Genomic DNA, 15,070 nt, shown 5'->3' on the forward strand with positions numbered 1-15,070 from the left:
GTTATACACAATTCATGAATTTTGCTTACGTGATTTTAACCAAATGTTTAATAATAACATAAGTAACTTTTCTTAGTGTAGGTTTTGGCAAGATTAAGTTTAAGCCGAATGCTTCTATTCTAGTATCTACAATCACGACATAATCCAAACTGACTTGATAAATTGCTAATTACACGAATAAAATAAGGCGTAGCAAATTTATACAAGCAGGTAGATTATCTGATGACTATTGCAGAGTCAGTTAAAAAATTCATTACATGGATACAAGGTTTTGACCATCGTGTTTTACGAAATGAAGATGATGTAAAAGAAAAGTTAATTTTGCCAATGTTTCACTATCTCTGCTATCCAGAGATATGTCATCGTGAATACTCTTTGAAAACATATCAATCAGAAACCGACGCCAAAAATCCAGAAATTGCTCAGATTTATTTTGCAACAGATGATATTAAGAAACATAATACAGATACATCACTGATTTTTGTAGAAGCGATAAAGCTACATAATCTGCTGTAAATCCAACACAAATCCAGGTAGTACATTTTCTCCTGATAAACTAGCAGGATTGTCTAATATCTCTACATCTTTACCTGGACGATAAATTTCTACTCGCTTGTTTTTCCGGTCAATTAACCAGCCTAATTGAGTGCCATTTTCGATATACTCCTGCATTTTTTCTTGCAATTCTTTCAAGGAATCAGTACGAGAACGCAACTCTACTACAAAATCAGGACAAATCGGGGCAAATTTTTCTTGTTGTTCTGGGGTTAAAGCATTCCAACGCTCAATTTTTACCCAAGAAGCATCAGGAGAACGTTCTGCACCATTGGGTAGGGTGAAGCCAGTTGAAGAGTCAAAACCTTTGCCTAATTTAGTCTGTTTATTCCAGATACCTAATTCAACAACCATATCAAAGTTACGGTTGCCAGTATCACTACCTGTAGGTGGCATAATTAATATTTCCCCTGATGCTATGCGCTCAAATCGATAATCGCGGTTTTTCTGACACATCTGGAAAAATTGCTCATCAGTCAAGTCAATTTTCAATTTGAGTGTAGAAGGGAAAGTGGTTGTCGTGGCGTTCATAGGCTATTGTGAGCATCTCATTTTCTAGTGTAGTGCTGTGTGGGGTGCGGGTGCGATCGCTGCCAGGAGATGATGAAGAATGATCGCATTTTACCTATTAAATAAATTTATCTGCCCATTGGGTGCAGCTTTACCAGGATAGATTTGCTTGGAACCCTTAGGAATAGAAATCCAGCCAAGGTCTTGTAGGCGATTTGTTAAATTAGAAATCGTGACACCAAGCTCTTGTCTCATTGCATAAAGATGTTTCCAATTAGTTAAATTACGTCCTCTTTGTTTAGCTTCCAAAATTTCTCTGGGCATTAACAGGCAGCTAGCAAAATACTGAGCTTGCCATTCAATTTTATCCAAATGGCTTTGAATTATATTTGGATTAGTTTTAGCCCCTGTAGTGCGACACAAATAAAGCTTTGTAGCATCTTTCATTCCTAGATTTAATTCTAGTTGCTCTGTGAGTCCATCAACTTCATTTTGATTGACATGAAGTATCCAGTGTCCAATTTCATGAGCAATTGTAGATTGCTCAAATCCTCCAGTTAGCTCTGAAATACATTCATTGAGTACAATCTTTCTTTGCAATGGCAGAATCTTAGCTACTATCGACCCCTGCTCATCAGGAGGAATTCTTTCCCAACTCACCATAATTCCCAAAGCGTCAGCAGCACAACTAGCCTCAAAAGGCCACTTTGGGGGGAAATTTTCTAACTCCATAATTTCGAAAACTTCATAAGCTTTCTGCTCTATTTCTTGTTTAGAATAGAATTTATACCTGAAAAAGTTCATTGTAACTCCTCACTTTCTTTACTCATAACCACCACCTTCTTTCCTGAGATTCTAGTTCTAAGTTGCCTAGATAGATTTGCTTAGAACCTTTAGGAATATAAATCCACCCAATATCTTGCAATCGATTAATGAGATTAGATATTGTTACACCAAGCTCATCTTTGATTACATAAAGATGTTTCCAATTAGTTAAATCACGCCCTTTGCTTATTTCTTGCAGTACATAACGAGGCATTAGCAGACAGCTAGCAAAATATTGGGCTTGCCATTCAATTTTATCAAGCTGACTACTCGCAGTATACTTATCAAGTGGCTCACTAGCACTACGACATAAGAATGAATGATTAGTTTCTTGAATCCCAGCATTTATCTCTATTTGTTCAGATAAAATTTCACTTTCATTTTGGTTAACATGAAGTAACCAATGTCCTATTTCGTGAGCAATTGTCGATTCTGTAAAGGCTCCTAGAACTTCTGGAATATCATCATTTATCAAAATTGTACGTTCTAAAGGTAAAATCATAGCTATGATTAATCCCCGATCATCAGGAGATATTTGTGCATAACAAACACTAAGATTCAAAAAGTCACATACCCTAGTAGTATCTATAGATAATTTAAGGGCATATTGAGATGAAATTTGCATACGACTTAGAAGATCATTCGCTATGTTTTCAATCTCATCTTTAGAATAGAAGCGATTTTGAAGCTTTGCTACCTTATCTCTGAGTTCAGCATTTTCTTTTTGTAGTCTTGCAATTTGCTCATCTCGTGCTTTTACCAATGAATCAATACCTGGACTTTCGCGCACTCGACGGAATAAAGCTGGCATTTCCTTATAGTTCGCCTTAACCAATTCCTCAAAAGCATCCGAATCACGTTGAGTCATACGTCCAGCTAGATAGATCAGCTCCTCTGCATTCAAACTCAGATGTTCTGCTAACGAACGGATAACCTTCTCGCTTGGCTCAACATGGTCGTTTTCTAGTTTGGACAAATACGTGTAGTCTACCCCTACCTTTACCGCTAGCTCACGCTGACTCAATCCCTTTTTTCTACGAGCTTGCCAAATACATCTGCCAAAACTCTGACTCTCTTGTTTATCCATAATCACATTCAACTGCCTAACGCATTTCCTGAAGCATACATAATAATAAACCTTGTATCGGATTGAGTCATAGTAGGCTAAAATCCTTATTTTACATAGCTTTTCAGGAGTCGGTGGGCTATAAGTTACCTAAAATTTTTAGCCTTTGAATCACTCATAGATAGATAATACCAGTGTTGAAAATAAACTTCAACATTTATTTTTTATAGATTAAATAGTTGACATAAACATGCAGGTTGAATAATATGGTTTAACACTGAACAACTGATATCTTGCCTTGTTGAAATTATATGGCAATTCAGGCGGCTGCACTGATGTTCGTTGAGTTATATTTCGTTACACCTGAGCAAAAGTATGAATAAACAATCGTTGAACCCTGAACAATTGTGTTTTTCCGTCGGTAGACCTCTACCAGTTCTGCTTGAAGAAATTCAAAAATCAAGCCGCAATCCACAACTCATAAAGGCTGCGGAACAGATGCTAGAAGGTTTGCGTACCTTGGAAATGGCAACCGAGATTGGTGTATATACGGCAATCTACGAAATCCTAACCAAATAAAACTTTTTTCTCTGCTAAATTCTGGGATTTGACATCAATGAGCCAAAATTGGCTACCATTTGCCAGCTATAACCTATGGTTGCAGTATTCTCCACCCATAGGCAAGGAACACTTGCACTGTGATATGAAACGAGGTTTTACAAAAGTGCGATCGCAAGAACCTGCGGTTGCAGCAATCTTGGCAAGTGATAGCACTCCTCAGCGAATTGGACTACTAGCACAAAGGGGAGTTTATGAGTTTCATCAAAACTCTCCTTTGTTACATCAAGAAGACGCTGTAGAAAAAATGATAGAGATTCTGGAATTGCGGAAAGAGTCAGATTTGGTTCAGCAGCGAGTACTTCAGATACTGACAAACTACCAGCAAAATCCAATTCTTGTTGAGAAAAAAATTATTCAACTTAGCCGAGGTGATGAGGGTTTTCCAGAACCAATTTTGATTAAGCAGGGTAATCAATCTTTTAACTTCTTTGCTGCGATTGACTGCATTTTTGCCGAAGAAGATGATACTTTGCACATTTTAGATTTCAAAACTGGCCACTCTGATTTTGATCTGCGACAAGGGTATATTTATTTACTAGCTGCTAGTTACCGATACCCCCAGCAAAAAGCAGTAGCGTCTTTTTATAACTTAGAAAATGGTAACTGGTCAGAACCTATCAGCGCAACACCTAACACTCTTAAGGCTTTTCAGATAGAACTCGCTCTAATAGCTCAACGACATCAAGAAGATTTGAGACGCTACCGTAAAAATTCTGCTGATTTCAGTCAAGTATTTCCCCCAAATCCGGGTATAAATTGTCGCTACTGTTCATTTAACTCAATTTGTGAATTTACTATATTAGAGGTGTCTACATGACTGCTACTGTACTTCAATCCCCTTTAAAAACTAATGTATACCCAATATTTTTGTCAGAAATATTTTTACTAAATATTCCTCAACCTAACTTAATCTGCTTTCGACTGACTCCCAAAGTCAATACTGAAATAGGAAATCGCTTAAGTTGGCGGTTTAGTCAGAAATTTCCTGATATTATAGTCGTTTTTGCAGATAGTAATTTTTGGGTTTTAGCTAAACCTAATCAATCAATGCCAAATTTAGATCAATGGCGAAAAGCTTTAACAGAAATTCAAAAGGACTTGAAAAAAGATATTGGTGATCGCACTTACTCAATTCAGTGGGTAAGCCAACCACAAATAACAGCTTCTATATTGGCTCAATTAGCTGTGAGGGTCTTGAAAGTTAGACGACCTTTTTCATCTGATACTATTTGGTCTGAAAATAAGGTGGAAATCAAACGTGAAGTAGATTTTTGGGCAGAAACGATAGAAATAAAAGATACTTTACATCCTGCTATTGCTTTTACAATTCACAGTTATTTTATTTTCAAAGGTGATTTAGCTGAATTTTACGAAAATCATCCTTACCGACAAGACCCAAATAAGCTTTTGATTGGCTTAAAAGTCCGAGATATTGAAAAAAATAGCTCTGCTACAATTGTGGCTCTTGCAGGAACTTTTGGGGAGCGTAGAGAAGAACTTTTTAAGGAGGCTACTGGAGCTATTAGTAAACAAAAACTTGAACCTGAAGCAGCACCAGATGAGCAACCTGTAGTAACTATTCAATTTGGTAAAAAGAAACAACAATATTCTTATCCAATGGCTGCTTTAATTCCCTGTGTTACAGAAGAAACAGCTGACTTATTTGAAGTAAAGTATGGTGATCTACTAAAGCAAACGAAAATTCCTTATCAAGAACGGCAGAATCGTTTAGCTTCATACAAACAAGAAGCTACAAATACTTTAGCTGTCTATGGTTTTCAGTTAGCAGCTAAATGCATTAACAACGGTAAGCATCCAAAACTATTCTTACTGCCTACCTTCAAACTTGAAGACACATTACTTCAATTTGGTAAGAATGTGATCTGCAAGCGAAATGAAGTCTTAAAGGGGCTATCTACAGGTAAGGTTTATCGCCGTCACAAAAATTATGAAGACTCCTCTATAAAAATTCGTATTGCAGCGCTCAAAATAGGCGATTTTCAAGTTAATGTATCTTTTCTTCAGCAACTCCGGCAACGCTTAAAAGATTATGGCTTTGAAAGCCTTGAAATTGACGAGGATAGAAGAAAAGCCGTTTCAATCAATGGTTTAAGCAGTGCTGAAGCCAGAGCTAAAGTAGAGAAAGCCCTTGATGATTTAATAGCTATTCCTACTGATATTGTTTTGACCTTTCTACCACAGAGCGATCGCCATACTGATAACAGTGATGATGGTAGCTTATATACTTTTGTTTCCTCAAGACTACTCCGACGTAGTAACCCTGAGATAGTAAGCCAAGTAATCTATGAGGATACTTTGAAAAATCCTAGCAATTACAAAAATATCCTCAATCAAGTAATACTAGGAATTTTGGCAAAATTAGGAAATTTGCCTTTTATTCTAGCAGAACCTTTAGGGGTTGCTGATTATTTTATCGGCTTAGATATTTCTAGAAAACCCAAAAAGAAAACCGTTGGTAGCAGAAATGTCTGTGCAAGTGTTCGTCTGTACGGGAAACAAGGAGATTTTATTCGTTATAGGTTAGAAGATGTTTCAACAGAAGGTGAAGAAATTGATAAACAAACATTAGAAAGGTTTCTCCCATCTGCTGATATCAGCGAAAAAACTGTACTAATTTACCGTGACGGACGCTTTTGTGGTAATGAAGTTGAATATTTACAGGAAAGAGCCAAAGCAATTAATTCTAAGTTTATTCTCGTAGAGTGTATTAAGTCTGGTATTCCCAGATTATATAACTATTATCAGTTAGTTGTGAAAGCACCCACACAAGGGCTAGCACTTCGTTTGTCCTCTCGTGAAGTGATTTTGGTAACTACTAAATTACCCTCTGAAAATATGGGCTTACCTTATCCTCTACGTTTGAGAGTACATGAAAAAGGACACCAAGCACCCATTGAGGATGTAATAGAAGCAACGCTGAAACTCACCTTGCTGCATCATGGAGCGCTGAAAGAACCACGCTTACCCGTTCCACTGTATGGATCTGACCGTATAGCCTATAGGCGCTTACAAGGTATTGTCCCAAATTCGCTGAATGGCGATCGCCAGTTTTGGCTGTAGAATTAACATCAATCCTACAGACATTCTGCATCCAATCAAAACATGACTTTTTGCAGGAGCGATCGCAGCATGAAGAGACCAAAAAAGTCGTTATCAGTTTCTTTTGCTTAAGCGTGGTGAGGTAGCGGTGTCTACGACGGGCTAGGCTTACTAGTCTGTCAAGTTTAAATTGATGGGTAAGCAAGTTCGTATTAAGGACTTTAGTCCTTGATTTTCTAAAAAGCTTGCTGACCTTAATAACTACAAGTAGATCCGTTTTAGCAAAGCGATTCGTAAGCATTGCTGGCTTCAAAATCTATGATTTGGTCACATACAAAACTCGTCATTTTTCTGTCTCCCCATCTTCAACGCAAACAACGAATTGCCTCTAATAGACCTCTGGCTTTATTCAGTGTCTCTTCATATTCTTTTTCTGGCTCAGAATCAGCTACCAAACCTGCACCGGCTTGTACGCTGACCGTACTATCATGCACTACCATTGTGCGAATTGCGATCGCAGTATTTAATTGTCCTTCAAAATCGTAATATCCATACACACCGGAATAAACACCCCGACGACTAGACTCTAACTCGTGGATAATTTCCATCGCCCTAATCTTGGGTGCGCCGCTTACCGTACCTGCTGGGAAGGAAGCTTTCAGTAAATCCCATGCTGTTTTACCAACTGCTAATTTACCCACAACATTGCTAACAATGTGCATCACATGAGAGTAGCGTTCAACCACCATTAATTCATCGACTTTAACGCTACCACTTTGACAAACACGCCCCAAATCATTCCGCCCTAAATCTACAAGCATCACGTGTTCGGCAATTTCTTTGGGGTCTTGGAGTAAATCTTCAGCAAAGGCCGCATCTTCCTTAGTGGTTTTACCCCGTGGACGCGTCCCAGCAATTGGGCGTACCGTTGCGATTACTCCACCATCTGAATCAGTTTCGGCTTTCACCATCACTTCAGGACTAGAACCGATGATTTGCCAATCTTGGAAGTTAAAGTAAGCCATGTAAGGCGAAGGATTTATCTGACGTAGCGACCGATAAAGGGCAAAAGGGTCGCCTGTGTATCCTGTTGATAGTCGCTGGGAAATTACTACTTGAAAAATATCACCTGCTTTAATGTAATCTTTCGCCTTCTCAACGCTGGCACAAAAATCAGGGCGGGTAAAATTACTCTGATACTCTTCTGCTCCTCTGCTCACGCCAGTCGCCTCAACGGGGGGAACCCCCGCACGGCGCTGGCTCGCCTGCTCCTCTGCTCCTCTGCTCCCTGGCGGTTTCCATTCCAATCGAGTTTTTTGTGGCGATAGAGGTAGAGATAGCTTTTCGAGCATTTGAGTGACGCGATCGCTAGCTTGTTGATATACTGCTTTGAAATCTACTTTCGGGTCGCGTAAATCAGCATAAGCGATCGCCCAAATTTTCCGCTTCACTTGGTCAAAAATCAACAAGTGGTCTACTTGCATCCATAATCCATCAGGGATATTTCGCTCATCTGGTGGATAAATTGGCACACGCGGCTCAATCCATTGAATCAATTCATAGCCCCAAAACCCAAATAAACCGCCAATTCCTGGCGGTAGCTGTGGTAACTTCACTGGGTGATAAGGTGATAAACATTCGGCTAAAGCTGTAAAAGGGTCGCCTGCAAAAACCACCTGCGAACCATCGCGGTTTTTCTGAGTCGTGCGATCGCCCCTTGCTTCCAAAACCCAAAGTGGATCGCAACCAACTAAACTATAGCGTCCCAGTTTTTCCCCACCTTCAATGGATTCCAGCAAAAAGCTATAGGGCTGACCTGCACAAACTTTATACCAAGCAGATACGGGCGTATCTAGATCTGCCACCCATTCTTGATATACTGGGACGAAGTTGCCTTGTTGCGCTAGGGTAGAAAACTGGGAGAAATCCGGAAATATCATTATTTTTCAGAGGTAATTGGTAATTGGTAATGGGTAATGGGTTTTTACTTACCAATTACCCATTATTAATCACCCACTAGCTAGTAACAGCTAGTTATGGAGCGTCGTAGGTATTGACACCACTAAACTTTACTTTAGAGGGACTAGGGTTTTGTCCGATACTACGGTCTACATAACGCACTTTATCACGACCTTCGGTCACTTTTTCAGGGAAGACGCCATCGGCTGGGTGAAGTAAGGTAGTTTCTCCGTTGGGTAAAATCCGGTAAATTTTGTAATCTGTGATTTTGAGTTTCCGGAGTTGCTGACCGCCTAAAGCGATGCCATATTCTTTACGAGCTATATACAACAGGTTTTCACCTTTCCGCATAGTAGCAGCACCACCTGTAGGCAATTCAAATACTTGCTCTTTCGGGCTAGTCCAAGTGATAGCGTACTTTTCTTCAACATTTGCTTTATTTAGCAAACCACCAGTGCTGCCAGCAAATAGCGGGGTTTGTCCAGAGAGTGTTTCTGCCATAAAGATGATTTTCTCAACGTTTTTAGGGAATCCTAACACCGCAACCAGGATCATATTGCGATCGCGTCATAGACTGTAACAGTTTTTAGTCATTTGTCATTTGTCCTTTGTCTTTTGTCCTTTGTCTTTTGTTCTTTGTCATTTGTTAAAAACCAATGCTCCATGCCCTTCAGGAGTGCTGAGTGCTGTTAGCGTCAGCGGGGCGTTTAGCCCGTGCTGAGTGCTAAGTGGGGAATCTCACTTCTTTACTCGCTTGCCGAGGAACTCGAAACTCGGAACTGTTTTGCCCCATGCCCCACGCTCAATGCCCAATGACAAAGGACTAATACCTATTTACTCTTGACTTTTGTCCGCTTTTCCTCTTGTCTACTCTGAACAATCGGGATGGTGAAGTGAAACTGACTGCCCTGGTCTTTACCAGTTGACTCTGCCCAAATTTGCCCACCCCAGCCATTAACAATTTGACGGCAAATTGCTAAACCAAGTCCAGTTCCGCTAGTGGTGCGGCGCAACGCTCCTTCTTCTTGATAGAAGCGGTCAAAAACTATTTCTAAACGATTTGGTTCAATGCCGCGTCCAGTGTCAGCGACAGTCACCTCGACCATTTGACGGCTGTTGGAAATCGCTTTAATCGTGATTTCTCCTTGGGGTGGCGTAAATTTCAAAGCATTGTCTATGAGTTTTGCCAGTACCTCGACTAGCCAATCACCGTCAGCTCTTACCAAAGGTAGGTTTTCGGCAATTTGAGTCTTGATTTGGGGCGGTTTTTCCGTTGAAGAACGCGTACGATTTCGGGTAAGTGCTAAATCCACACATTCTTGTAAGGTGAGAGATTCTGGATGCCATTCCACCCGACCGCTTTCCAAGTTAGAAAGTGTAAGGAAATCTTGTACCAGTTTTCGCATCCGTTCCGAGTCGGAAAGAGCGGTGTTAAGCATCACCTGCTGCAACTCCAAGGGCATATCCGGTTCGTTAGCGAGACTTTCCAGACACACTTGAATTGTGGATAGGGGGGTACGTAGTTCGTGTCCGGTGATGGCTATGAGGTTGCTGCGGGTGCGGTCTAGGGCTTCTAGTTGCTGGTTAAGTTCTTCTAGATTAGCGTAAGCTTCCGCTTGGATGAGAGCTGCTCCTACTTGGGTAGCGATCGCTTCTATCAAATCTAATTCCCCAGGTTGGCACTCGTGCGGTGGCATCCGGCAGTAATGTAACTCCACAATCCCCAATAATCGTCCCTGATAGAATACTGGTTCCATCAGCCAAGAACGAATGGCAAACTTTTTGGCGATCGTGGAAAGTCCTGACGATTTAGTAACACGGGGGTCACTCAGCGTATCGCTGACACAAACACCTTCACCTTGTTCCACGATGTCCCGAAACAGGGAATTTTTCTCTAACTCCCAAGTTTGCCCACAAACAGATAAAACACCGGGAGTCAAAAACTCGTGTTCAATTATCGCTTGGCTATCTGTGGCTTGAGCGCGGTAAATTAAACACCGACAAGCTTTTAGGTGTTGCCCTAATTCTTGTGCTGCCACCTTGAGAACTTCGTGAGGATCGAGCGATCGCCGAATGGCAGTACTAATTGAGTTGACTAATCGTTCTTTTCGTGCTTGGGCAGCAATAGAACGGTAAGCTTTGTGCAATTTGTATTGACTAGCTTGCAAATAAGTTACTAAGCGCTGCACAAAGGGATCTGTATCAATGTCACAGGCATATTCGTTTACCTGTTCGGCTCCAAAGTGGTTTCGCGGCTCCCCGATGCCAAACCTCTGACGTGCCTGTTGAATTTTGCTTGCTAGTTCTGGTCTGTAAACCAAAACTCTATCTAACAGCAATTCGGCTGCTTTGAGGCTAACTCCCCTTTCCGATGTCCAAATTCCCTCAAATCTTCGGGCTGTGTCTATATCCAGATTAGGGTTTAGTTCCGGTAGTTGCTTGTTTTTGGCAAGAGAACCAAGGTTTTCTCGGCAAACCAGACAAGTAGCATAATTGTCAGCGATCACTACCAAATGCCACTCCTGACTCAAGCCATCCGTTGGCTCAAAAGCCACTTTTTCGTAGTTTTCCGAACTGTTGGTGAAATCTGTTTCTGGAGCAGATAATACGTATATTTGGTTACTCCGCAAGGCTAGTCGCAGGTAGCGATGAGCTTCTTGGCGGTAGAATCGCTCTCGCTGGAAACTAGCAATTACAAGGGGTTGTGCTAAAGTCGCAGCTAAAACTTGATCTTCCATCGCGTGGGAGAGCGCCGTTAGTGAAGCCTTAAAATATAGCTGGGGCCGCAAGTAGGGTAGGGACTTTAGCAGATCACTCAGCACAGAAGTCGAAATGCTCATGAATTATTGTTAAACGCTCAACCTCGATCAGATCCACGACACAGCTGCATTGTACAAATTCCAAGGGACTCTCAAGTTAAATAGACAGTTGCAATATGTAAAGAACGCTAAAAAGCGCTTTTTGCCAAAGCAGTCGTAACACTTTGTTACCAATTAAGGGGCGTGCGTACAATTTGATTTGTTGATTGACAACCTATTACGCCCAATATACATTCTCGACACCTGATGCTTTTGCTTGCACAGGTAAAATCTTTCAGGAATAAGTACTAAAACATTAATTATTGTATGGTTTTAACTACTGTGTTTGCTAATAACCACAGACGATCGATTTACAGTCCATGCGTCGGCAAAATAGCCTGTCGTAGACATCGCCTACTTTGCCGACGTTGATTTCTGCTAACTAAATAAATTTTCTTACCCAAAAATCATGACTGTGACATTCACATAACTTAATCAATAATTAGTAATTAAACTTAATCAATTAATTAATTAATTATTATAAATTAGTCTAATCAAATACCAAAGATATTTAAGACAAAATCGTATTCTAGTAAAGAATAAATTTTCTTTATGTCCAACAAAAAACCATAAGTTTCACATTTTCACTGAGTATACTATATACCTTGTGTTTTTGAAAGTTCAACGGCTAATAAATTAGCTCAAAACCCTCAATTTTCAGTTTTGACCTCACACTTAATAAAATATAAATTTATCGACAAAGGCAGTTCTTACTGAGGGCAGTCTGCCTTCTGCCTCCTTCAATAAGATTTACTTATAGTTGTATGGATATAAGCGCTGCTATTTTGTCAGCAATATGTCAGGATTATTTTGACTCGAATAGCTCAAACGAGTTTTAAAGAGCGTCTTTTTTCGGAAGTTGTGAGGATGAACAAGAAGCAGAAAGGATAGGGCAAAGAGAAAACCGCATATTTACAGAGGTTTTCAGGTATTTAGACCAAGACTAAGACAAGGAGTAGGGAGTAGTGTAGTTCAATTACTTGAAAAACGCTGTAAAAGCAGGGCAAGATTGCTGATCTGACTCTGCACTTTTTGTCTCTCTACGATACGCTGTCCTTTGTTTAAACTACGTGTCTTGACACAAATCTTTCTTTTTGCGACTTAAATAAATTTAGTTGCTCTGTCTCAAAGCAAAAGGGGTATTTATTCTTTCCCTCTGCCTCTTGGGTAAGAGACTTCTACTCAAAAGACCACAAAAATTTAGACCTGTACACGGAACTTTGTCTAATGACACCGGATACGCTAATCACCCCAGAAAAAATTTTTTTGGATGGAAAAACTTTTATTCCTGCCGAACAATTACCGATCCCGGAGTGGCCCTGTGTTGTGGCTGAAAGAGCGCAACCGACACTAACGGTTAAAGATGATGATTTATTTTTTGTGACAGATACTATCGGGAATATTTCTGGCTGTTCCCTCAACGATGGCAATCCCAGTATGGGACTGTTTTGTTGTGATACGAGATTTCTGAATCGCTTGGAAGTGCAAATTGAAGGGCGATCGCCTGTACTCCTCAGTAGTACTGCTGAAAAAGGGTTTTCACTCTCAGTTTTGTGTACCAACCCCAGAATTGACGAACGCCTAAAAGCCGAAACCGTAGGAATTCGCCGAGAAATTGTGCTAAATGGAGCATTATTTGAAGAAATAGAAGTATCTAACTACAGCACAACAACCGTCAATTTTGAACTAACCATCAGCTTTGATGCGGATTTTATTGATTTATTTGAAGTCCGGGGCTATGACAGAGAAAAGCGAGGTCGGCTTTTACGCCTAGTAGAACCGACGACTGAGGAAGGAACATCTTCTCACATTGAGGGTGTTGCACCAGTACCTAAAGAGCCATCTGTCTATAGAGAAGAATCCTTAACACTCGCCTATCAAGGTTTGGACGGCTCAGTGATGGAATCCCGGATTCTATTCCAGCATCGGCAACCAGACTATTTCAAAGGCTACACTGCGGTTTGGCAGCTAGAGTTGGCTTCTCACGAAACTCAAAAGCTGGGCTACCGAGTGAATATGTTGAGAAACAACCAGTCCAGTTCAACCGTGAGCGCCGCTACCACATTAGGACAAGCAAAAGCTGCTGAGTGGATGGAGGAGCAACACTGGGTACAACAAATTACCCGCATTAGCTCAGATAAGAGTACCTTCAATCGAGTGATTGAGCGGGCTGAACAAGATATGTATTTGTTGCGCCAGTCTTTTGGTAAGCATAAGACTGTTTCTGCCGGAGTACCTTGGTTTTCAACATTATTTGGGCGAGATTCGCTGATTACAGCTTCTCAAAGCCTGATGTTAAACTCGCAAATCGCTAAGGAAACTCTGATATTACTTGCGACATACCAAGGTAAAATTGACGACGAATGGCGCGAAGAACAACCGGGTAAGATTTTGCACGAGTTACGTTTGGGAGAAATGGCTCGTTGTGAAGAAATTCCCCATACACCTTACTACGGTACAGTTGATGCCACTCCCTTATGGCTGATGCTCTATGCCGAACACTATGCTTGGACTTACGATGGAGAACTCCTAGAGCAACTTTGGCCCAATGCTCTAGCTGCAATGGAGTGGATTGATCGCAATACCAAAGAAACCAGCTACCTCAGCTACTTCCGTAGATCCAAACGCGGTCTTGTTAACCAGGGTTGGAAAGATTCCGGCGACTGTATTGTAGACCGCAAGGGAGAATTAGCCAACGGCCCAATTGCCCTGTGTGAGGTGCAAGCTTACGTCTATGCTGCAAAAATGCGTCTAGCAGAAATAGCTAGGATGAAGAAGCGGCTTGATTTGGCAGATCGTTGGCAAGAAGAGGCCAGAAATCTTAAAGTTCGTTTTAATCGAGATTTTTGGGTAGAAGATCAAGATTTCTGCGCCCTAGCTTTGGATGGAGATGGCAAGCCAGTAGACAGTATTACCTCAAATCCTGGTCATTGTCTGCATTTGGGACTCTTCACAGAGGAAAAAGCTCATAGTGTAGCAGAACGGTTGCGGGCACCAGATATGTTTAATGGTTGGGGTATTCGGACTTTAAGTAGTTTGTCACCCGCTTATAATCCGATGGGTTATCACATTGGTTCAGTTTGGCCCCATGATAACGCTTTGATTGCAATGGGATTGCGATCGCTCGGTCTTATCGATCAAGCCCTAGAAATATTCCAAGGTTTATTCGATATGACTCAGCAGCAACCCTATCAACGTCCTCCAGAACTTTTCTGCGGCTACGAACGGAACGGTGATAATGCCCCTGTGCAGTATCCAGTTGCCTGCACTCCCCAAGCTTGGGCTACAGGTAGTATTTTTCAACTACTGCAAATGATGGTTAACTTAGTACCTGACGCTCAAAATAACTGCTTGCGAATAATCGACCCTGCTTTGCCAGAATCGATTAATCGCCTGTCATTTTATAATTTACGAGTTGGTCCCACCATCCTCGATTTGGAATTCGAGCGTTCTGGAACTACGACTGCTTGTCGCGTTGCGAAAAAACGGGGCAATCTGCGGGTAGTTATTGAAGCTTAGGAAGGGAGTAGGGAGTAGGGAATTTACTGCTCCCTATTTTAAGCTGATATGCTTGGTGCGTAAGCATAGCCCGTCGTAGACATCGCCCAGCGCCATC

The 15,070-nt window shown here is 41.1% G+C and carries 11 protein-coding genes; 5 read left to right on the top strand and 6 right to left on the bottom strand.

The window, feature by feature from the left end; genetic code table 11:
* Positions 1-222 precede the first annotated feature (222 nt).
* Entirely contained in the window at positions 223-516 is a 294-nt protein-coding gene (locus V7K56_RS18370; RefSeq protein ID WP_334912301.1) for a hypothetical protein, read from the top strand.
* Here the strand turns inward: V7K56_RS18370 and V7K56_RS18375 are convergent.
* The 3 genes from V7K56_RS18375 to V7K56_RS18385 all read right to left on the bottom strand — a co-directional run bounded on the left by V7K56_RS18375 (position 499) and on the right by V7K56_RS18385 (position 2,977).
* Positions 499-1,086, bottom strand: a complete 588-nt coding sequence (locus V7K56_RS18375) for a Uma2 family endonuclease (protein ID WP_334912302.1) — start codon at positions 1,084-1,086, stop codon at positions 499-501. The two genes, V7K56_RS18370 and V7K56_RS18375, sit on opposite strands and share 18 nt — an antisense overlap.
* Positions 1,087-1,176: 90 nt before the next feature.
* The gene (locus tag V7K56_RS18380) at positions 1,177-1,869 is read right to left on the bottom strand and encodes an ImmA/IrrE family metallo-endopeptidase (RefSeq protein WP_334912303.1); all 693 of its coding nucleotides are present in this window, start codon (positions 1,867-1,869) and stop codon (positions 1,177-1,179) included.
* A gap of 22 nt (positions 1,870-1,891) precedes the next feature.
* On the bottom strand, positions 1,892-2,977 hold the full coding sequence (locus V7K56_RS18385) for a helix-turn-helix domain-containing protein (RefSeq protein WP_334912304.1): 1,086 nt from the start codon (positions 2,975-2,977) through the stop codon (positions 1,892-1,894).
* Positions 2,978-3,331: 354 nt separating this feature from the next.
* Between V7K56_RS18385 and V7K56_RS18390 the strand changes: the two genes are divergently transcribed.
* From V7K56_RS18390 to V7K56_RS18400, 3 genes are read left to right on the top strand one after another with little or no spacing between them, the layout of a single operon-like run.
* Positions 3,332-3,535 carry a hypothetical protein gene (locus V7K56_RS18390; RefSeq protein WP_334912305.1) on the top strand — a complete coding sequence of 68 codons (204 nt, stop codon included), beginning with the start codon at positions 3,332-3,334 and terminating at the stop codon, positions 3,533-3,535.
* A gap of 37 nt (positions 3,536-3,572) precedes the next feature.
* Positions 3,573-4,394 carry a PD-(D/E)XK nuclease family protein gene (locus V7K56_RS18395; protein ID WP_334912306.1) on the top strand — a complete coding sequence of 274 codons (822 nt, stop codon included), beginning with the start codon at positions 3,573-3,575 and terminating at the stop codon, positions 4,392-4,394.
* Complete coding sequence (locus tag V7K56_RS18400; RefSeq protein WP_334912307.1) at positions 4,391-6,658, top strand: Piwi domain-containing protein; 2,268 nt, start codon at positions 4,391-4,393, stop codon at positions 6,656-6,658. Before V7K56_RS18395 ends, V7K56_RS18400 begins: the two co-directional genes overlap by 4 nt.
* A gap of 344 nt (positions 6,659-7,002) precedes the next feature.
* Here the strand turns inward: V7K56_RS18400 and trpE are convergent, their stop codons facing one another.
* The 3 genes from trpE to V7K56_RS18415 form a co-directional block, all read right to left on the bottom strand.
* The gene (gene trpE / locus V7K56_RS18405; protein ID WP_334912308.1) at positions 7,003-8,577 is read right to left on the bottom strand and encodes an anthranilate synthase component I; all 1,575 of its coding nucleotides are present in this window, start codon (positions 8,575-8,577) and stop codon (positions 7,003-7,005) included.
* 94 nt (positions 8,578-8,671) lie between these two features.
* Positions 8,672-9,097, bottom strand: a complete 426-nt coding sequence (locus V7K56_RS18410) for a photosystem I reaction center subunit II PsaD (protein WP_334912309.1) — start codon at positions 9,095-9,097, stop codon at positions 8,672-8,674.
* Positions 9,098-9,426: 329 nt separating this feature from the next.
* Positions 9,427-11,436 (bottom strand): DICT sensory domain-containing protein, encoded by a 2,010-nt coding sequence (locus V7K56_RS18415; protein WP_334912310.1) that lies wholly within the window; start codon positions 11,434-11,436, stop codon positions 9,427-9,429.
* A gap of 1,245 nt (positions 11,437-12,681) precedes the next feature.
* Between V7K56_RS18415 and V7K56_RS18420 the strand changes: the two genes are divergently transcribed.
* On the top strand, positions 12,682-14,973 hold the full coding sequence (locus tag V7K56_RS18420) for an amylo-alpha-1,6-glucosidase (protein WP_334912311.1): 2,292 nt from the start codon (positions 12,682-12,684) through the stop codon (positions 14,971-14,973).
* Positions 14,974-15,070 lie beyond the last annotated feature (97 nt).

It is taken from the genome of Nostoc sp. (assembly GCF_036917535.1).
GTDB lineage: Bacteria > Cyanobacteriota > Cyanobacteriia > Cyanobacteriales > Nostocaceae > Nostoc.